The sequence below is a fragment of the Agrobacterium sp. SORGH_AS_0745 genome, from assembly GCF_030818995.1.
GTDB classification, from domain to species: Bacteria; Pseudomonadota; Alphaproteobacteria; order Rhizobiales; family Rhizobiaceae; genus Agrobacterium; species Agrobacterium tumefaciens.
The window spans coordinates 1,080,392-1,099,329 of sequence record NZ_JAUTBI010000003.1 but is presented as its reverse complement, the minus strand read 5'-3'; the positions used below and the strand labels follow the sequence as shown (position 1 = coordinate 1,099,329).

Genomic DNA, 18,938 nt, shown 5'->3' with positions numbered 1-18,938 from the left:
TTGCGAAGCCGCGAGACGTGATTGTGGCGTGCAGGCGAGTTCTATCGCTGCGGCAGCATCGTGCCCCTTTCGCGAAGGGCATTGTGCCAGGACAGCGCCTCTTCAATGAGGTGCGGCGTATGTCCGCCGCGTGCCACCGCTCGCTGGAAATAGTCCGTCAGGGCATCGCGATAGTGGGGGTGCACGCAATTTGCGATAACGACCGCAGCGCGCTCACGCGGGGCAAGGCCGCGCAGATCGGCCAGCCCGATTTCCGTGACCAGAATATCCACATCATGTTCGGTATGGTCGACATGGCTGACCATCGGCACGACGCTGGAGATGGCGCCGCCCTTGGCAATCGACTTGGTGACGAAGATGGACATATAGGCGTTGCGGGCAAAATCCCCCGAGCCGCCAATGCCGTTCATCATGTGAGTGCCACCGACATGGGTAGAATTGACGTTCCCGTAAATATCGAACTCCAGCGCGGTGTTGATGCCGATGATGCCGAGGCGGCGGATGACCTCCGGGTGATTGCTGACCTCCTGCGGACGCAGGATCAGCCTGCTCTTGTAATCGGCCAGTCGCGGCATGACCCGTTCGTTCATGGCAGAGGAGAGCGTGATCGATGAACCGGAAGCGAAAGTCAGCTTGCCCGCATCGAAAAGCTCGAAGGTCGAATCCTGCAGAACTTCCGAATACATTTTGAGATCGTGAAACGGCGTATCGATGAAACCGTGCATGACGGCATTGGCGATGGTGCCGATACCGGCCTGCAACGGCTGGAGTTCGTGGGTCATGCGGCCATGACGGACCTCATTCAGCAGGAATTCGGTGAGATGGCCGGCAATCGCCTTGGTCTCGTCATCAGGCGGCAGCACCGTCGAAAAACTGTCGCTCTTGTCGCTCAGGACGATTGCGGCGATTTTTTCCGGCGGCACCGGAATGAACGGCAGACCGACGCGGCTGTCCGTTGCCACCACGGGAATGGGCATGCGGGTCGGGCGTTTTGCCGGGATGAAAATATCATGCAACCCCTCGAGAACGTCGGGTTGCGACAGATTGATCTCAACGATGACCTTTTCAGCAAGAATGGCAAAGCTCGCCGAATTGCCGACGGATGTGGTGGGCACGATACCGCCGTCCGCCGTAATCGCCACCGCCTCGATGATGGCCACATCCACACCGTGGATCTGGCCGCCGCGCAATTGCTCGACCGTTTCAGAAAGGTGCTGGTCGATGAACATCACCTTGCCGTCATTGATCGCCTTGCGCAAAGCGGGGTCGGACTGAAACGGCATACGGCGCGCCAGCATGCCCGCCTCCACCATGGTCTTGTCGAGATCATTGCCAAGCGATGCACCGGTCATCAGGGTGATCTTCATCGGGTGCGTCTTCGCACGCTCGGCCAGCGCCAGCGGTACCGCCTTTGCTTCGCCGGCCCGCGTAAAGCCGCTCATGCCCACCGTCATGCCATCCTGAATGAGGCGGGCAGCCTCTTCGGCGCTGACGATCCTGTTCAAGAGGGACGCGTTGCGGATACGCTTTTCAAGCATGCACTTCTCCATGATCTGCATTCCAGATGGCGCATCACGTGGCGGGCCACCTCACCAGTGACTATGGCGCGGAGTTTCAACGATGAAACTGACATAGATCAAGGGTGTGAACGGGACCATGGCTTTGATCCATCAAATCTGATCGACAGACCGCAAGTGGCGCATCGGCGCGACAGGCTGCGGGGCCATCGCAGCATCGCAGCCGACCGCAACCGCTGATGAGGCGTATGGATCGCCTCGTCGCATACCGGAGGGTTGCCTCAGCTATTGCCCGCAATCAGGGGCCTTCGCATGCGGAGGCCTGACCCAGCACGACCTGCCCTACTTCGACATCATAGGCACGCATGCCGAATGTACCGAGGCTGATCACCCGGTAACAGGGGTTGCCGCCGGTCCACAGGGGATCGACAACCTCGATATCGGTGATGAAGCGATGCGCGCAGGCCTGGCCGGAACTATAGGCGATGCCTTCAGCGCTGGTGCCCGCCATCGGAACGTGGATATGGCCAAAAACAATATGGCGCACGCCAGCCGGATGTCTGCCTAGACGCTGCATAACCGCGCCGTTATCATGCATGCCGATGTTTTCGAAATGCCGGATACCGCAATCCATTGGCGGGTGGTGAACGAAAACCGTCACGGGCAGGTCGCCAGCACCTTCAAGCGCCTTGTCCAGCCATGTCAGGCGATCCGCACCGTACATGCCGCCGATGACATCGGCCTCGTGGCTGTCGAGAAACAGCAGCCGGCCGAAATCGGTATCGATGAAAGACTGGATATAGCCGTTTTCATCCCGTGGCTGTTCGGGAAAGGCTGCCACGAATTCCGGACGGCGGTCGTGATTGCCGAGCATCAGCCGCACGGGCAAGGACACGGGCGCCAAAATGTCGCGAAGGAGTTCATAGGCCTCCGGCTCGCCGTAATTGCAAAGATCGCCCGTCATCACCAGAAGGTCGGCGTCTGCGTGTTTTTCGACGATATCTGATATCGCCGCGCGCAACTGCTTCTCGGGATCCACGCCGTTTATCGCGATGCCTGGCGGTAAAAGATGGGTGTCTGTAATCTGGATGATCTTCATTGTCGGTCTCTCTGCATAAAATGGCTGCGGGAATGTGGTTCCCGCAGCCTTTTCGATGGTATCGCTTACTTGAGCAGGGCGTTGGTCTGCTCGACGATCTGCTTGAGACCAGCTTCCGGCGACACTTCACCGCGCATGACGGTGCCGATGATATCGCGCTGGGTGCGCCAGATGCGGACGGAATCGCCACCGGGATAACCGGCCCACGGCAGAGAACGATCAGCCTGCAGCGAAGCTGTCTTCACATTCGGGTTCTCGGCGTAATAGGGAGCCAGGAAGTCGGCGCCGGTTGCCAGCTTGTTGGTCGGCAGGTAGCCGGTGATGCGCACGATGGTGTTCTGCGCCTCGGGGCCGGTGATCCACTTCAGGTACTTCCAGGCAGCATCCTGCTTGGCTTTTTCCTGCGTCAGTATAACGGCAGAGTTGCCGCCGGTCGGCACGCCGCCCTTTTCCTTGTTGTCGAGCGGGAAGGTTGCCGTCTTCAGTTTGAAGCGGTCACCAACCAGGCCGGTGATGGTCTGAACGTGGGCCGGGGTTGAGAAGATGAAGCCGGTAAGGCCTGCACCGAACTGCTGGCGCGACTGGTCCCAGTCGAGCAGGTTCTGGCCACCTTCGGTGACGAACTGGCGGGTCATCTTCAGGGCGTTGAGGCCGATCTCGTTGTCGAACGCAACGGTCTTGGTCTTTTCGTCAACGAGCTTGCCGCCCTGTTCGAAAACAAGCGCCTGCCACAACCAGTCATCCGGCCAGCCATTGATGTCGTAGCTCATGCCCGCAAACTTCGGGTCGAGTGCCTTGATCTTCTTGGCGAGAGCGATCAGCTCCGGGAAGGTCGTCGGCATCTTGTCCGGGTCGCCGCCAGCCTTGGTGACGAGGTCGGAGTTGATGTAGATGATCGGCGAGGAAGCGTTGACCGGCAGGCCGTACTGCTTGCCGTCGATCTGGCCGAGAGCTGCCATCTTCGGGCTGTAGTTCTTGTCGAGGAAGGCCTGACCGCCTTCAGCCTGGATGAAGGGGCTAAGATCGGTGATCTGGTTACGCGGTGCGAGCGTGTGCACCAGTTCCGCCGTCAGATTGTAACCCGAGAAATAAACATCGGGCAGATTGCCGGTGACGGCGGAGCGCAAGACCTGCTGCTGGCCTTCATTGTAGCCTGCGGCCGGAGCGAGGAAGTTGATCTTCACATCCGGGTTCTTCTTCATGAATTCATCGGCCAGCGGCTGATGAAATTTCGTGAAACCCGGCAGGTTGTAGAGAACGTTCAGCGTGATTTCGTTGGCAAGAACCGGCGTTGCGAGGCCTGCAAAGGCCACTCCGAGTGCCAGACCGCCCATCAGAGCGCGTCGGTTGATTTTCATGTCATTCTCCAAAATGGGTTGGGAGGAGGAGTTCGAACGACGTCACTTGACGCCGGTCATGGTAATACCGGCGATGAAATGCCGCCGTGCGAGGAGGAAGCACAGCACCATTGGCGCGGTAATCAGTGTTGCGCCCGCCATCAGGGCACCGTAATTGGCGCCGGATTCGACATCCGCAAAAAGCATCATGCCGAGCGGCGGCGGGGCGAGATTGGTGTCGGAGACCACGATCATCGGCCAATAAAGGTCGTTCCAGTGGGCGACGAGCGAGAAGATCGAGAAAGCCGCGAGCGAAGGCAGCGAGCCGCGCAGCACCAGTCCCCAACAAATCTCCATTTCCGAAAAACCATCCATGCGGGCCGCTTCGATGATTTCATCCGGGTAGCTGCGGAAGGACTGGTTGAACAGGAAAATGGCGAAGACCGACAGGAAGAACGGCATCATCATCGCGAAATAGGTGTTCAGCAGTTCCGTCTTCGCCAGACCGACGAAAAGCGGCAGGGCAAGTGCCTGAATTGGCACGCAGAGTGCCGCGATGATGAGACCCAGCAGCAGCTTGCGACCCGGAAACCTGAGCTTCGCCAGCGCATAGGCCGCTGGCACCGATGTCAGGACCTGTACGACGAGGATACCGACGCAGACGATGACGCCGTTCAGCATGAAACGTGCCATCGGCACCTGGCTCGCTGCGCGGGTATAGTTTTCAACGGCATCGAATTTCGCCGGGATCGGCCAGAGCGAGACGTCGAATATTTCCGCAGGCGAGCGGATCGACGTCAACATCATCCAGTAGAACGGCAGGAGCATCACGAAAGCGCCGAGTGCCAGCACGAGATGCGGGAAGTATTTGCGGAGCGCGGCCATCAGTAGTGCACCTTCCGGTCCATATGCAGCGTCTGGCCGATCGAGAGGATCAACACGATAGCGAGGAAGATCACCGTCAGCGCAGCGGCATAACCGGTGTTGGAATATTCGAACCCTTCAAGATAGAGATCGAAAAGCAGGGTTTCGGAACCGAAGCGGCCCTTGGTCAGCACGGCAACCGTCTCGAACACCTTGAAGGCCGAGATCGAGGTGGTGACCACCACGAACATCGTCGTCGGCCCCAGCATCGGCCAAGTCACCGTCAGGAACCGGTCGATCGGGTTTTTCGCGCCGTCCAGCCTCGATGCCTCGTGCAGATCCTTCGAAATGGCGGTGAGGCCGGCGAGGAACAGCACCATGTTGAAGCCCAGAACCTGCCAGACACCCATCAGCGCCATGGTGGGAATGAGCAGGACCGGGTTGGAGAGGAACGCGACGGGCTCGAAGCCGAACCACTTGATCGCCGCATTCACCGGGCCAAGCGAAGGATGCAGCAGAAATTGCCACACGGTCGCCATGGCGACGAGCGTTGCGGTGACGGGCAGGAAATAAGCGACTTCCCAGAAGGCACGGCTGCGCTTGCGATTATAAACGAGCAAAGCCACGCCGAGCGCCAGGAACACGCCGAAGGGAATGACGATGACCGCATAAATGGCGGTATTCGCCAGCGCGCGCAGGAAGACCGGGTCGTGGAAAGCCTTCACGAAATTGTCGAGACCCACAAAGCGGGTGGAGAGTGCGCCGAGCTTGTAATCTGTGAGGGAAAAACCGGCCAGAACGAATATGGGAACGATATAGATCGCCAAAAGCAGCAGACTTGCCGGTGCCGCGAACATCAAGCCACGCCAGATCATCCGCCGGTCCGCCTTCGAGAGGCGCGGGCGAGACTTTGCGCCCGTGGCCGAGGAAAAATCAACCGCCGTCATGCCGGCACCATTTCACGCACCGTCGTCTTGCGACGCAGGCCGTCTGCGGCAAAAAGATGCACGCGCTCCGGCGCAAAGCCGAGGTTCATCACGCCGTTCTCATCGGCGCCCAACACCTCGCCCGCGGCCTGACGCAGGGTAATGGCGACGGTCTCGTCGCTCAGAAGACGGCAGTTCACGAAACGGTCCGCGCCATGGGTTTCGCTGCGGGTCACCCGCACCGCGAAGCCTTCCGCACCCGGGCGCAGATCCTCGGCGCGAAGGCCAAGCGTCGCCGGGCCGGCATCACGACCAGAAGCCTCGACGCCAAGATCGCGGCCGAAAGCCGTGACCTTACCTTCAGCATGAATTTCCACCGGCAGCAGGTTGATCGACGGCGTGCCAATGAAGCGCGCAACCGTCAGTGTCGCCGGTTTCCGGTAAAGCTCGTCCGGCGTGCCCAGTTGCTCTATACGACCTTCCGACATCAGCGCGATGCGGTCCGACATTGTCATCGCTTCGATCTGGTCATGGGTGACGTAGATAAACGTCGCGCCCAACCGCCGGTGCAGCCCGGCAAGCTCCTCGCGCATGTGGGCGCGAAGCTTTGCATCTAGGTTGGAGAGTGGTTCGTCCATGAGGAATGCGGCAGGCGAGCGCACCAGTGCCCGGGCTAGCGCCACGCGCTGGCGTTGGCCACCTGAAAGCTGGGCCGGATTGCGGTCCAGCAGATGCGCGATCTGCAGGGTCTCGGCCGCATGTTCGACGGCAGCATCGATCTGGCGCAAAGTTTCGGCAGGCGCCGCAAATCTTCCGATCAGCGGCAAGCGTGCAGCAAGCGGCAGACGTCGCATCCGAAGCGGCGTCGCGATGTTCTGGCGCACGCTCATATGCGGATAAAGCGCGTAGGATTGAAACACCATCGCCAGATTGCGGTCACTTGGATCGATCTCCGTCACATCCTGACCGCCGATCGTCACCGAACCGCGATCCGGCGTTTCCAGCCCCGCGATGATGCGCAGCAGCGTTGACTTGCCGCAGCCGGACATGCCGACGAGGGACAAAAATTCTCCGGGACGGATGGAAAGATCGATCTCTTTCAGAACATCGTCAGCTCCAAAGCCTTTTCCGATACCCGAAAGTTCAAGTGATTGTGGCGTCATTCTGCGCTCCTTTTCTGGAGCGCATATGCTTATATTGTATGACAATATGACGAAGGTTTGCAGAAAGTTCCGTGACACTGAAAAGCCCGGCAATCCCGGCTCATCGCCATGCCTTGCGATACCGACCTTCACAAAAAACCGCTAATATCAGGGGGCAGTTCGACTATCCGAGCTCGACGCTTGTTCACCGGCCCTGCGAGCCTCGCGGGCCCGGTTTCTAAACGGCTGCTAGAATCACATGAGCCTGAATTTTGGTGACGACTTCGTCGCTGCCATAGCGCGCTTCAATTGCGGATGCCGCGCAGTCCGTCGCGGCTTCAAGTTTTCCCGGCGCTCTGGCTTCGATTTCGGTCCGGAGAACGGTTCCCTGACAATAGGCGATGGCAGGAATGCGCGGTGACGATGCACGGCTTTGCGCCGCTATCGTCTCGATCACCACCCGAGAGAAGCCGGCACTTTCCAGCTCACCACGAATCAATGTCGTATCGTGGTAGCCGTGCGGGGTGCGGACCATGAAGCGCGGCGGATCGTCGGGAAACAGGCTTGCAAGGGCGTTCGTCACGTCATTCGCGAGATGATTCTCCTCGATGCGGTCCCATACGTTGAATAAATAATGGCCGCCGGGCTTCAGCACCCTCTTCGCTTCGCGATAGGCAGACGGGCGGTCGGGAAAAAACATTGCACCGAACTGGCAGATAACGAGATCGAAAGCAGCATTTTCGAACGGCAGCGCCTGAGCGTCGGCTTGGCGCCACTGTATGCGATTGTTGGGCACCTGGCGCGACGCCGCAAAGTCGAGCATCGGCTGGTTGAGGTCTGTCACGACATAGTTTGCCGCGGGCGGTAATCCTGGTGCCAGTTCACGCGTGACAACCCCGGTACCTGCGGCGATTTCCAGAACATTGATCGGCGTCAACGCCGCCGCCCGCCGTGCCAGATCGCGGGCGAATGGCTCGAAAATCAACGGCACCATATAGCGGTCGTAGTTTTCTGGGATAGAGCCGGCAAAAACCTTGTCCGTTTCCAACATGGCTTTCACCCTGCGGTCAGCTGATGACCCCGGAACTTTAGCACATATAAGGGAAATTCGGAATCTGTTCGGCCACGTGGGTTTTACGGATATGCCAACGGTGCCGATATTCTATCTGCATGACTAAAAGCCTTGAGTAAAGGCCGTGTCATAGTATTTTTGTGGGAAGAGAAATGGCGCACCCGAAGAGATTCGAACTCCTGACCCCCAGATTCGTAGTCTGGTGCTCTATCCAGCTGAGCTACGGGTGCGTGCCGTTCCGGTCATTTCCGGTGGCGTGGCGATCCTCTAAAACGTCCTCATTCCGATTGCAAGCGATTTCGTTTCGAAATTGTCATTTTTCCGCAGCAATTCATGTATCTTATTGATTATACTAGAAATTCCATCAAGGGCATTTTTGAGTGGCCATATGGGGCGCATATTCCGGGAGGTGCGGCGATTGTGCAGGACCTTCTTCAGGCGAAGTGATCAGGCGGTCCGAGCGGCGTGTACGGAGGCGGCGCGGTCGGCGATCTCAATGCGAAACTGCGTGCCGGGACCGGGTTTTTCGACAAGCGCTATCGTGCCGCCATGGGCAAGCACAAGTTCCCGCGCAATCACGAGGCCGAGACCGGTGCCGCCGGATCGGGCCGATCCCCTGAAGGCGGAAAACAGGTTCTCTTTCGCCTTGCGCGGCATTCCCGGCCCGTTGTCGTCTATCACGATGCTGACGACGTTGCCGGCCCTCTGGGCTGCAATCGACAGATGCCGAGGCGCCGCGTTCGCCGTGTCGGATTGCAGTGCCTGAACGGCGTTGCGACAGAGATTGTGGATCACCCGGAAAAGCTGCTCGGCATCCGCATCGACGGTGAGATCGGGCGGCACGCTATCGTGAAACTCGATGCCGCTTTCCGGATCGAGCGCCAGAATGTCACGCACATCCCGCACCAGAAGACTTAACTGCACCGTCTTGCGTTTCGGCGCGCCCTCCGTCGCCTGCCCGTAGGCCAGAACCTCGGTTGTATAGGCCACGGCGCGGTCGATCGTGCGCAGCAGTTTCGGCGCAAAGCTCCTGACCATCGGATCCTTGGCGTCCACCAGCCGGTCCGACATAAGCTGTGCGGATGACAGGATATTGCGCATGTCGTGGTTGATCTTCGAAACCGCCAGACCGAGATCCACGAGGTTTTTCTGTTGCCGCAGGGTTTTCTGCAACTCCGTCTGCATATCGGCCAGGTGACGGCCTGCGACGGACAGCTCGTCGCTTCCCTCCTCCGGCACGAAAATCCGCTCGGGATTGCCCGGTTCCTCGGAAAAACGCTGCATGCCGAGCGTCAGGCGACGTATGGGCCGGATCATGATGCGGTTGATGGAAACGAAGATGAGACCGGCGGTGACAAGCGACAGGACGATGGAGATCAGGAAAACATTGCGGGCATAAGCCAGCATCGCCGCCCGTAGTTTGTTTTCACCCAGCACGAGTTCAATGATGGTGTCGCTGTCTCCGACCACATCGAAAACGCGGATGACGCGATTGCCGCCAAACAGCAATGTGGAGAAGGCATCCCGTACCGCTGCCAGTTGCGAGACATCGGAAAGATCATATTGCTCATCGACCCCGGGTGGCGTTTCCGCCACGGCAAGCAGGCGCGATGTGCCATCCTTGCGCAGCGCAATCAGCTTCGCCCCGGTGGCCATCAGCGTGTCGTTCTGCACGCTCCGCGGCAATTCGGCCTGCAAGCCATCGATCACCGCGCCGGCTGCTGCCGCCGTGTTCAGACGGTCCCGCAGCCATGAAAGGCGCATATTGGCGACCGAAGGCACGAAGATCAGCACTTCGGCAATCATCACGAAAATAACGGTGAGCAACAGCAGGCGCCCGGAAAGCCCCCCGGTCAATCCCGGCATGCAGTGCACCGGATTGTCTTCCGTGCCGTCCAAGCTGTCTACGCCTTTAGAAAACACCGGGCCCTGATCCTGTATGCGCGCCGCCGCTTCGGTGGAACGGCTCGGTTTATATGCAAGCACGATAATAGGACCTAACAGATATTTTTCAAATGCGTTGCAAAACAAACGTTTCCATCGCCTGAAAAACAAAACGCCGCCCGGGAGGGCGGCGTTCGACTTAGAACCGGTCTCAAGCGAAACCGCAGGCGGAATGGCTTAGAACTCCTGCCAGTCCCCGTTCGCCACAGCAGCGGCTGGTTGGGCGTTGAGAGCGCGGCTGACGCTGCTCATCAATTTACGTGCCGGAGAGGCCACGGCCGCTGCCCTTCCGGACACCGCCACTGGCCGCATCGGCTGTTCTGCGCGAGAGCGGATCTGACCATCCTCTACGCCGACCTTGAAGCGCGACACCAGCGTGACGAGATGGCCCGCTTCACCGCTCAGCTTGTGGGTTGCGGCCGAGGTTTCCTCGACCATTGCGGCATTGCGCTGCGTCACCTGATCCATCTGGTTGATGGCGGTATTCACCTCATGCAGGCCGGTCGACTGTTCCCGCGCCGCCGTGGCGATCGAATGGATATGTTCGTTGATAGCCAGAACGCGGGTCTCGATCTCGCCCAGCGCGCTACCGGTTCTCTGCACCAGCGACACACCGCGACTGACCTCTTCGCCGGACTTGGTGATCAGCGCCTTGATGTCCTTCGCAGCCGTCGCGGAGCGTTGCGCCAGTTCACGCACTTCCTGTGCGACGACAGCGAAGCCCTTGCCCGCCTCACCCGCACGCGCGGCCTCAACGCCGGCGTTCAGCGCCAGGAGGTTGGTCTGAAAGGCGATCTCGTCAATGACATTGATGATCTGGCTGATTTCCCGCGAGGCATGCTCGATCCGATCCATGGCGGAGACGGCATCGCGCACGACATTGGCGGATTCTGCCGTCTTCTGCTTGGTCTCGGCGACCATGGTGCTGGCTTCCTGAGCCCGATCCGTGGAATTGCGAACGACGGCGGTGATTTCGTCGAGGGCGGCGGAGGTTTCCTCCAGTGCCGCAGCCTGCTGTTCCGTCCGCTTCGAAAGGTCGTCAGCCGCCGAACGCAATTCGTTCGCATTGCCGCTGATGCCCTCCGTGCTGCTGCGCACTTCCCGCATCGTCTCCCGCAGCTTGGCCAGCGTCTCGTTGACATTGGTCTGGAGCTCGGCGAACACGCCGCGGAACTCGCCATCCATCTTTTCCGTCAGATCGCCCCGCGCCAGACCTTCGATGACGCGGCTGGTCTCGGAAACACCATTGTCCACGCCGGTGAGCAGGGCATTGATCGTCGCAGCGAAACGATTGAGGTTTTCGTCGCCGTAATCCTTGTTGATGCGGCGGCTGAAATCGCCCTGGGCCGCAGCGTCGACGACAACGGCCATGCCGGCCTGCAGATCATCGCTCTTGGCACGCATGGCGGTTTCCTGCGCATTCATGCGGCGCACTTCACGACCGTTCTTCTTGAAGACTTCGACTGCTGCTGCCATTTCGCCGATTTCGTCGGTCCGGCCGAGATAGGGAACGTCCGCATCCAGATTTCCGTCCGCAACGGCATTCATCACTTCCGAAACCTTGCGGATGGGCGCGCTGAGCTGCCGCGCTCCGATGTAGAGGCCGAACGCCGCGCCGGCCAATATGCCGCTGCCGGTGACGATGATGACCAGCCAGAAGGTCGTCGTTACAAACCCGTCGATGCCCGCCTTGACGGCTTCAAGCCCGGCGATGTCATTCTTCACGACAGCATCGATTTCCGCCTGATAGGCTTTGCGGTTGGCCCGGTTCGCGTCGTTGTTACCCTGCTGGTTGGCGGCCTGCGGGCCGGCCTCGCGGGCAAGCCGCGCCGTTTCCAGACGGAAGGCCTTGAATTCCTTGAAGCGACTGGAGAGATTGTCGAAGGCCGCCTTCTGTTCTGCCGGAACGAGAGGGGTCCAGGTTGCGATCAGCTTCTCCATGGCGTCGAGGTTCTTGACGATGCCATCAGCAAAAGGTGCCGCCTTTTCGATATCGGGCGCAGCGTAGACCCCGCGCGCCTCCATGACGACCGCAGTCACAAGCCGGTTCAGCGCTTCACCCTTATAGGCGCGCTCCGCTGCCTTTTCGTATCCGACCGTGCGCACCTGAAACTCGCTGACCGCATATATGGACAGGCCGCCGATGGTGCAGGCCACAAGGCTCATAAGCCCGACAAGAAGATTGATACGACCGCGAATTCTCAATTTCGTTCCCCCAAAAGCCAGCCGCACGATGGAAAATGGGAAGCTGGCATAACTTTTCCCATCACAACATTTATCAATGCCGCCTTAAGAAAGAATTTCAGAATTTACCGATCGTGCGATCGGAATGCGCCCGCAGCGCCCGTGAGCGAAGCCGGTTTCATGGCGCTTCCGCAAAAGGTGAAGCGCGAAAACCCCTTCGGCAATTGACTTTGCTCGGCCTATGCCCTTATAAGCCGCGCACGCTCGGCCATTAAAAGCTCGCCCAGGCGGGGTTAGCCGTGCAAAAAACGAAACGCTCTTGCAAATAGTGCAAATTCAAGAAGGGCCGCACACCGCGGTATTAAATAAATGTCGAAGCGTACATTCCAGCCATCCAAGCTTGTTCGCAAGCGTCGTCATGGTTTCCGTGCCCGTATGGCTACTGCCGGCGGTCGCAAAGTTCTCGCAGCCCGCCGTGCGCGCGGCCGCGCAAGTCTGTCGGCTTAATTGCCGTCTCTGTGGCCCGATGAAAGTCGCGGGCACATGAGCAAGACAAAAAAACTGCCCGGCCGGCTTAAAAACCGGTCGGATTTTCTTGCCGTGCAGACGGGGGAAAAGCGTCGGGGAGGCACCTTTCTTCTGGAGGTTCTCGACAGGAAAACCCCGGAAACCGAACCTCGGGTCGGTTTCACCGTAACGAAAAGACAAGGCAACGCGGTCGAGCGAAATCGCATGCGCCGCCGTCTCAAGGAAGCCGTCAGGCTTTCTGCCGGATTCGCAATGAAGCCCGGCCATGACTATGTGATTGTCGCCCGCAGGGACGTGCTCGAGACGGCCTTCCCGAAACTTCAGTCTCTCCTTACCGAGCGAATTGAAGGAACGGCGAAACCGAAACGGTCCCAGGACACCCGCTCCAGGAAAGAATGATGGAAAAGAACCGCAATTACTTCATCGCGATAGCCCTTTCGGTTGTCATCGTCCTCGCCTGGCAATTCCTTTACATGAATCCGCGCATCGAGCAGCAGCGCCGCGCCGAAGAGGCCCGCCAGGCGCAGCAGCAGACGACGCAGCAACAACCGGCACCGGGTGCCGCACCCGGCGTGACCGTCGACGGCGCACCGCCTGCCTCCTCCACGCAGGCCGCCGCCACGGCGACGCGTGAAGAGGCGATTGCAAAAAGCCAGCGTGTCGCCATCGACACCAACGCCATCGCCGGCTCGATCAATCTGACCGGCGCCCGCTTCGATGACATCCGGCTCAAGGGCTACCATGAGACCGTCGATGACTCGAGCCCGATCATCACGCTGTTTTCGCCTTCCGACACCAAGGACGGCTACTTCACCGAACTCGGTTACGTTGGCGGTGCCGATGCCGGCAGCGTTCCCGGTCCTTCGACCGTGTGGACACTCGCAAGCGGCGACAAGCTGACGGAGACCACACCGGTTACGCTGAAGTATACCAACCAGAATGGCGTCGTTTTCTCGCGTACCGTTTCGATCGATCAGCATTACATGATCACGGTCAACGACAAGGTCGAGAACCCCGGGCAGGCGCCCGTCTCCTTTGCCACCTACGGCCGCGTGACGCGCAACAACAAGCCCGCAATACCGCCCGTTTTCGTCATCCATGAAGGCTTCCTCGGCGTCTCGGGTAAAGACGGCAGCCTGACGGAAGAAAAATACAAGGATGTCGAAGAAACCCCGGTAACGATTGCCAAGGCGACCGGCGGCTGGCTCGGCATCACCGACAAATATTGGGCCGCTGCCATTGTGCCGCCGCAGATGACGCCGTTCGAAACGCGTTACTCACACATCAAGGGCAATCAGCCGAGCTACCAGGCCGATTTCAAGAGCGAAACGATGACGGTCGAACCCGGCCAGTCTATCGAACTGAAAAGCCTTGTCTTCGCCGGTGCCAAGGAAGTGCCGCTGGTTGACCGCTATGAAACCGAATATTCCATTCCGAAGTTCGACCTGTTGATCGACTGGGGCTGGTTCTACTTCATCACCAAGCCGATGTTCAAAATGATGGATTTCTTCTTCCGTTATTTTGGCAACTTCGGTGTGGCCATCCTGCTGACCACCATCGTCGTCAAGGCTCTCTTCTTCCCGCTCGCCAGCAAGCAATATGCATCCATGGCGAACATGAAGCGCATGCAGCCGAAGATGGAAGAGCTGAAGGCCAAGCATGGCGATGACCGCATGGCCATGCAGCAGGCGATGATGCAGCTCTACAAGGAAGAGAAGATCAATCCGGTTGCCGGCTGCTGGCCGATGCTGCTGCAGATTCCGGTCTTCTTCGCGCTCTACAAGGTCATCTACGTCACCATCGAAATGCGGCATGCACCGTTCTTCGGCTGGATTCACGACCTTTCCGCGCCCGATCCGACCTCGCTTTTCAACCTGTTCGGCCTTCTGCCCTACGACGTGCCGCACTTCCTGATGATCGGCGTCTGGCCGCTCGTCATGGGCATCACGATGTTCCTGCAGATGCGCATGAACCCGACCCCACCCGATCCGACACAGGCGATGATCTTCACCTGGATGCCGCTGATCTTCACCTTCATGCTGGCTTCGTTCCCCGCCGGTCTGGTTATCTACTGGGCATGGAACAACACGCTGTCGATCTCGCAGCAGGCCCTCATCATGAAGCGCCACGGTGCCAAGATCGAACTGTTCGATAATCTCAAAGGGCTATTCAAGCGAAAGCCGGTGCAATCGAAATGAGTGAAACCGGCCCGGCAACCGAAAAGCCCCTCTTTGGGCGACCCTGGATATTCATTCGCGGCGTTCCCGCGATGAAATTCCTGCCGCCCGAAGGCCCGCCGGAGATTGCCTTCGCCGGACGTTCGAATGTCGGCAAGTCTTCGCTCATCAATGCGCTGGTGGGCCACAAAGGCCTTGCCCGCACCTCCAACACACCCGGACGCACGCAGGAACTGAACTACTTCGTTCCTGAGGGTTATTCCGGTGAGCCGGGCGACCTGCCGCCGATGGCGCTGGTCGATATGCCGGGTTACGGCTATGCGCAGGCGCCTAAGGACCATGTCGATGCCTGGACGAAGCTCGTCTTCGATTACCTGCGTGGACGTGCGACGCTGAAGCGCGTCTACGTGCTGATCGATTCCCGCCACGGAATAAAAAAGAACGACGAGGAGGTTCTTGGCCTGCTCGACAAGGCAGCCGTGTCCTATCAGGTCGTGCTGACGAAGACGGACAAGATCAAGGACGTTGGCGTTCCCCGGCTGATCAGTGAAACGCTGGAGAAAATCCGCAAGCGTCCCGCCGCCTATCCGGAAGTTCTCGCTACCTCTTCGGAAAAATCCTTCGGGCTGGATAGCCTGCGCGCCGAGATCGTACGAACGGTCTCGCTCTAAAAGACCCTCGCCTTCAGGCGATGGTGAAAAGCAGGACGGCGGTCCACAGCATCGCCGTCAATGCCAGAAGCCGCCAGAAACGCACGGAATTCCACACCTCCAGAAGCATCGCGGCGAATATGCTGCCATTGCGAAGCGGCTGGCCCTTGAATGGCAGACCGGAGCGAAGCGGATCCCTGTCAAGCAGGGCTGCAACGCCCGCTCTTTCGCGATATTCGGTTTCCGCCAGATTGTCCCGCCAGCGCCTGACCATGGCCGCAAACTGGCGGTCGCGTTTGACGCGTTTTGCAAGCTCCGCCATGCTTTCCGGTGGCAAGGCACCCAGCACATATTCGCCAGCGAGTACTTCGTCCCGCAAACCGCTTTGCTTGTCTCGATCCGGTACGGTCATATGTTTTCAAACTCCTCGGTCGTTCAGGCCAGCATCGTTTTTTGCGATGCGCAACGATCCTCCGTCGCCCTGCTGAATAACCCCTCCCCTGCTCGCCACAAGGCTGGTCCGATTGGTGCTTTATGTCAATCTTATTACGCGCCGCAGGCCGCCCAAAAGCGGAATTTTACTATGCGCCGACACAATATGGCCCGGAGGTTACTTCATTCATTCACCCCGCGTATTCACCTGTCTTTGCAAACGCATCGACATGTCGAATCCGCGCATCCTGCACCGCAAAAATCGATTCCGATTTTTGCGCCGATGCTGTAGAGCGATGAAAGGCTCTCAAGGGCCGCAACCACAGACCGAGGTTTTTCCATGACTGCTTCCGAAAGCGAGACTCAGGCGCGGCTGCTCGCACAGGCTCTGCCCTTTATGCAGAAATATGAGAACAAGACCATCGTGGTGAAATATGGCGGTCATGCCATGGGCGACTCCACACTTGGAAAGGCTTTTGCGGAAGATATCGCCCTGTTGAAGCAGTCCGGTATCAACCCCATCGTCGTGCACGGCGGCGGCCCGCAGATCGGCGCGATGCTGACGAAGATGGGCATTGAATCGAAGTTCGAAAGCGGCTTGCGCGTTACCGATGCCAAGACAGTCGAGATCGTCGAAATGGTTCTGGCCGGCTCGATCAACAAGGAGATCGTCGCGCTCATCAACCAGACGGGCGAATGGGCCATTGGCCTGTGCGGCAAGGACGGCAACATGGTCTTCGCCGAAAAGGCGAAAAAGACCGTCGTCGATCCCGACAGCAATATCGAGCGCGTTCTCGATCTTGGTTTTGTCGGTGAAGTCGTCGAGGTCGACCGCACCCTGCTCGACCTGCTTGCCAAGTCGGAGATGATCCCGGTCATCGCTCCCGTCGCTCCCGGTCGCGATGGCGCCACCTACAACATCAATGCCGACACCTTTGCCGGCGCAATCGCCGGGGCGCTCAACGCCACCCGCCTCCTGTTCCTCACGGACGTGCCTGGTGTTCTCGACAAGAACAAGGAACTCATCAAGGAACTGACGGTCTCCCAGGCGCGTGCGCTGATCAAGGACGGCACGATTTCCGGCGGCATGATCCCGAAGGTCGAGACCTGCATCGAGGCCATCAAGGCCGGTGTTCAGGGCGTGGTGATCCTCAACGGCAAGACCGCCCATTCCGTCCTTCTGGAAATCTTCACGGAAGGCGCGGGCACGCTCATCGTGCCCTGATACGGTTCATGTGGCGGACGGGAATGCCTGTCCGCCACGACAACACTTTCAGCCGAATATCAGAAGCGACAGCACGCCCAGCACGATCAGCAGGCAGCCCGAAAGTTCCAGCCGGTTGATCTTTTCCTTGAAGAAGAGCACGGTCGAGGCGAAGGCGAAGAGCATCTCCACCTGCGCCAGCGCCTTGACCACGGCCGCCTGCTGCAACGTCATCGCCGTGAACCAGCCAAATGACGCCGTGGCCCCCACGAAACCGACCGCAAGCGACGGTTTCCATGCCTTCGCGATCCGCCGCAATTCGTCCCTCTCCCGCCATACGATCCACAAGAACATCGCCAAGGTCTGCGTCACGATGACAACGACGAGGGTAAAGCCGGCCTGCATCACCGCATCCGGTGCCGGCAGGCTGGGTGCTAGCGCCAGCGAGGCCGAACGGTAAGCGACAGACGACAGGCCGAAAAAAGCCCCCGAGGCGAGGCCGATGCCCGCCGTCCGGCTGAAGATGGAGGTGAGAATGGAGGCAGGGGTCACTTCCGTGCGCGCAACCGAAATCAGCATGACGCCGGCCACCGAAATAGCGATGGCCGCAAGAGTGCCGCCATTGACGCTTTCGCCAACGAAAATCAGCGCAAACAATGCCGCCTGCGCCGGCTCAGTTCGGGAATAGGCCGTGCCAACCGCGAAGTTGCGGAAGGAAAACAGGTGCACCAACAGGAAAGTGGCGGCGATCTGCGCCATGGCCCCGACCATCGCCCAGACGGCGAATGACATGTTCGGCACCGGCAGCGGCCGGCCAAGTACACCATGCAGAAAAACGAGATAGGCAAGAGCGAAGGGCATTCCAAAAACGAAGCGCACGAAAGTTGCGCCCGTGGTGCCCATCATGCCCTTCAGGTGTTTTTGCAGGGTCGAGCGCAGGTTCTGCAAGAACGCGCTTGCGAAGGTTATGCCTATCCAGAGTTCCATGATCTTGGCGGTATCATGCGCTGGAGGCCGCAGCCAAGCCCGATTTTCCCGTCTGTCGTCGTCTTTTCGATTTTCTTCGGCATTCGAAACGGGCATAAAGCTGCCCATGGACACAAAGCCGAAAAACCTGCCCGATGCCGCCGATTTCGCCCACGTCAGCGAATGGGTCTTCGACCTCGACAACACGCTCTATCCGCATCACGTCAATCTGTTTTCGCAGATCGATCGTAACATGACGGCCTATGTTGCGGAGCTTTTAAAGCTCGAGCCCGACGAGGCTCGCGCGCTTCAGAAGCGCTATTATCACGAACATGGCACCACGCTTCAGGGCCTGATGATCCACTACGGTATCAGCCCGGACGAGTTTCTGGAGCGCGCGCATGCCATCGACTATTCCGCGCTGAGCCCGCATCCGGAGCTCGGCGAGGCAATCAAGGCGTTGCCGGGCCGCAAGTTCATCCTCACCAATGGCAGCGTCAAGCATGCACAGGCAGCGGCGGGCGCGCTCGGCATTCTCGACCAGTTCGAGGATATTTTCGACATCGTCGCCGCGGACTATCTGCCAAAACCGGCCAGTGCGACCTATGAGAAGTTTGCCGCACTTGCGAAGCTCGACACCAGAAAAGCGGCCATGTTCGAGGACCTGCCGCGCAATCTCGCGGCACCCAAGGCACTTGGCATGAAGACCGTGCTGCTCGTTCCTTCGAACCTCGAAGGCGTCATCATGGAGCGCTGGGAGATCCCCGCCGCGACGGATGAGCATATCGACTACATCACTGACGATCTGACCGGTTTCCTGATCAAAACGATCGCCCGCTGACAGGTAACATCGAAATCGAGCGCAGACGACATTACCGAAGCTTCATGCACCTTAC

17 protein-coding genes and 1 tRNA gene are annotated in these 18,938 nt (G+C 59.2%); 6 read left to right on the top strand and 12 right to left on the bottom strand.

The features are described from left to right. Positions 1-41 precede the first annotated feature (41 nt). From QE432_RS15070 to QE432_RS15025, 10 genes are all read right to left on the bottom strand, one after another. On the bottom strand, positions 42-1,538 hold the full coding sequence (locus QE432_RS15070) for an acetyl-CoA hydrolase/transferase family protein (RefSeq protein WP_306624804.1): 1,497 nt from the start codon (positions 1,536-1,538) through the stop codon (positions 42-44). A 277-nt stretch (positions 1,539-1,815) separates the two neighbouring features. Then, positions 1,816-2,616, bottom strand: coding sequence for a phosphodiesterase (locus tag QE432_RS15065; RefSeq protein ID WP_306624802.1), 801 nt, complete (start codon positions 2,614-2,616; stop codon positions 1,816-1,818). 65 nt (positions 2,617-2,681) lie between these two features. After that, entirely contained in the window at positions 2,682-3,974 is a 1,293-nt protein-coding gene (locus QE432_RS15060; RefSeq protein WP_013635399.1) for an ABC transporter substrate-binding protein, read from the bottom strand. A gap of 42 nt (positions 3,975-4,016) precedes the next feature. After that, the gene (locus QE432_RS15055) at positions 4,017-4,838 is read right to left on the bottom strand and encodes a carbohydrate ABC transporter permease (protein WP_003514860.1); all 822 of its coding nucleotides are present in this window, start codon (positions 4,836-4,838) and stop codon (positions 4,017-4,019) included. Next, positions 4,838-5,764, bottom strand: a complete 927-nt coding sequence (locus QE432_RS15050) for a carbohydrate ABC transporter permease (protein WP_121556373.1) — start codon at positions 5,762-5,764, stop codon at positions 4,838-4,840. Before QE432_RS15050 ends, QE432_RS15055 begins: the two co-directional genes overlap by 1 nt. Beyond that, positions 5,761-6,906 (bottom strand): ABC transporter ATP-binding protein, encoded by a 1,146-nt coding sequence (locus QE432_RS15045; RefSeq protein ID WP_306624799.1) that lies wholly within the window; start codon positions 6,904-6,906, stop codon positions 5,761-5,763. The genes QE432_RS15050 and QE432_RS15045 overlap by 4 nt, the downstream gene beginning before the upstream one ends. A 217-nt stretch (positions 6,907-7,123) precedes the next feature. Continuing rightward, complete coding sequence (locus QE432_RS15040; RefSeq protein ID WP_306624797.1) at positions 7,124-7,936, bottom strand: class I SAM-dependent methyltransferase; 813 nt, start codon at positions 7,934-7,936, stop codon at positions 7,124-7,126. Positions 7,937-8,110: 174 nt separating this feature from the next. After that, positions 8,111-8,187 (bottom strand) — tRNA-Arg (locus QE432_RS15035). A 217-nt stretch (positions 8,188-8,404) separates the two neighbouring features. Beyond that, complete coding sequence (locus QE432_RS15030) at positions 8,405-9,823, bottom strand: sensor histidine kinase (RefSeq protein WP_038492672.1); 1,419 nt, start codon at positions 9,821-9,823, stop codon at positions 8,405-8,407. Positions 9,824-10,078: 255 nt separating this feature from the next. After that, positions 10,079-12,106, bottom strand: coding sequence for a methyl-accepting chemotaxis protein (locus QE432_RS15025; protein WP_306624795.1), 2,028 nt, complete (start codon positions 12,104-12,106; stop codon positions 10,079-10,081). Between the two features lie 348 nt (positions 12,107-12,454). Between QE432_RS15025 and rpmH the strand changes: the two genes are divergently transcribed. Genes rpmH through yihA form a run of 4 tightly spaced genes read left to right on the top strand, consistent with a single transcriptional unit; the run spans position 12,455 to position 15,461 of the window. After that, positions 12,455-12,592 carry a 50S ribosomal protein L34 gene (gene rpmH, locus QE432_RS15020; protein ID WP_013635393.1) on the top strand — a complete coding sequence of 46 codons (138 nt, stop codon included), beginning with the start codon at positions 12,455-12,457 and terminating at the stop codon, positions 12,590-12,592. A gap of 36 nt (positions 12,593-12,628) precedes the next feature. Beyond that, complete coding sequence (gene rnpA / locus QE432_RS15015) at positions 12,629-13,012, top strand: ribonuclease P protein component (RefSeq protein ID WP_003514841.1); 384 nt, start codon at positions 12,629-12,631, stop codon at positions 13,010-13,012. Next, positions 13,012-14,811 carry a membrane protein insertase YidC gene (yidC, locus tag QE432_RS15010; RefSeq protein ID WP_141193519.1) on the top strand — a complete coding sequence of 600 codons (1,800 nt, stop codon included), beginning with the start codon at positions 13,012-13,014 and terminating at the stop codon, positions 14,809-14,811. The genes rnpA and yidC overlap by 1 nt, the downstream gene beginning before the upstream one ends. Next, on the top strand, positions 14,808-15,461 hold the full coding sequence (gene yihA / locus QE432_RS15005; protein WP_003514838.1) for a ribosome biogenesis GTP-binding protein YihA/YsxC: 654 nt from the start codon (positions 14,808-14,810) through the stop codon (positions 15,459-15,461). The genes yidC and yihA overlap by 4 nt, the downstream gene beginning before the upstream one ends. A gap of 13 nt (positions 15,462-15,474) precedes the next feature. On the opposite strand, the gene QE432_RS15000 is transcribed toward yihA, so the two are convergent. Next, complete coding sequence (locus QE432_RS15000) at positions 15,475-15,852, bottom strand: hypothetical protein (protein WP_003514836.1); 378 nt, start codon at positions 15,850-15,852, stop codon at positions 15,475-15,477. Positions 15,853-16,212: 360 nt separating this feature from the next. On the opposite strand from QE432_RS15000, the gene argB reads away from it, so the two are divergent. Further along, complete coding sequence (argB, locus tag QE432_RS14995) at positions 16,213-17,097, top strand: acetylglutamate kinase (RefSeq protein ID WP_003514834.1); 885 nt, start codon at positions 16,213-16,215, stop codon at positions 17,095-17,097. A 48-nt stretch (positions 17,098-17,145) separates the two neighbouring features. Here the strand turns inward: argB and QE432_RS14990 are convergent, their stop codons facing one another. Next, the gene (locus QE432_RS14990; RefSeq protein ID WP_065661602.1) at positions 17,146-18,063 is read right to left on the bottom strand and encodes a DMT family transporter; all 918 of its coding nucleotides are present in this window, start codon (positions 18,061-18,063) and stop codon (positions 17,146-17,148) included. Between the two features lie 106 nt (positions 18,064-18,169). On the opposite strand from QE432_RS14990, the gene QE432_RS14985 reads away from it, so the two are divergent. Next, entirely contained in the window at positions 18,170-18,883 is a 714-nt protein-coding gene (locus QE432_RS14985) for a pyrimidine 5'-nucleotidase (protein ID WP_003514831.1), read from the top strand. Positions 18,884-18,938 lie beyond the last annotated feature (55 nt).

Excerpts from the sequence above, each read along its gene's own strand:
- QE432_RS15070 (WP_306624804.1), bottom strand. The coding sequence starts at position 1,538 with ATGCTTGAAAAGCGTATCCGCAACGCGTCCCTCTTGAACAGGATCGTC.
- QE432_RS15065 (WP_306624802.1), bottom strand. The coding sequence starts at position 2,616 with ATGAAGATCATCCAGATTACAGACACCCATCTTTTACCGCCAGGCATC.
- QE432_RS15060 (WP_013635399.1), bottom strand. The coding sequence starts at position 3,974 with ATGAAAATCAACCGACGCGCTCTGATGGGCGGTCTGGCACTCGGAGTG.
- QE432_RS15055 (WP_003514860.1), bottom strand. The coding sequence starts at position 4,838 with ATGGCCGCGCTCCGCAAATACTTCCCGCATCTCGTGCTGGCACTCGGC.
- QE432_RS15050 (WP_121556373.1), bottom strand. The coding sequence starts at position 5,764 with ATGACGGCGGTTGATTTTTCCTCGGCCACGGGCGCAAAGTCTCGCCCG.
- QE432_RS15045 (WP_306624799.1), bottom strand. The coding sequence starts at position 6,906 with ATGACGCCACAATCACTTGAACTTTCGGGTATCGGAAAAGGCTTTGGA.
- QE432_RS15040 (WP_306624797.1), bottom strand. The coding sequence starts at position 7,936 with ATGTTGGAAACGGACAAGGTTTTTGCCGGCTCTATCCCAGAAAACTAC.
- QE432_RS15030 (WP_038492672.1), bottom strand. The coding sequence starts at position 9,823 with ATGCCGGGATTGACCGGGGGGCTTTCCGGGCGCCTGCTGTTGCTCACC.
- rpmH (WP_013635393.1), top strand. The coding sequence starts at position 12,455 with ATGTCGAAGCGTACATTCCAGCCATCCAAGCTTGTTCGCAAGCGTCGT.
- rnpA (WP_003514841.1), top strand. The coding sequence starts at position 12,629 with ATGAGCAAGACAAAAAAACTGCCCGGCCGGCTTAAAAACCGGTCGGAT.
- yidC (WP_141193519.1), top strand. The coding sequence starts at position 13,012 with ATGGAAAAGAACCGCAATTACTTCATCGCGATAGCCCTTTCGGTTGTC.
- yihA (WP_003514838.1), top strand. The coding sequence starts at position 14,808 with ATGAGTGAAACCGGCCCGGCAACCGAAAAGCCCCTCTTTGGGCGACCC.
- QE432_RS15000 (WP_003514836.1), bottom strand. The coding sequence starts at position 15,852 with ATGACCGTACCGGATCGAGACAAGCAAAGCGGTTTGCGGGACGAAGTA.
- argB (WP_003514834.1), top strand. The coding sequence starts at position 16,213 with ATGACTGCTTCCGAAAGCGAGACTCAGGCGCGGCTGCTCGCACAGGCT.
- QE432_RS14990 (WP_065661602.1), bottom strand. The coding sequence starts at position 18,063 with ATGGAACTCTGGATAGGCATAACCTTCGCAAGCGCGTTCTTGCAGAAC.
- QE432_RS14985 (WP_003514831.1), top strand. The coding sequence starts at position 18,170 with ATGGACACAAAGCCGAAAAACCTGCCCGATGCCGCCGATTTCGCCCAC.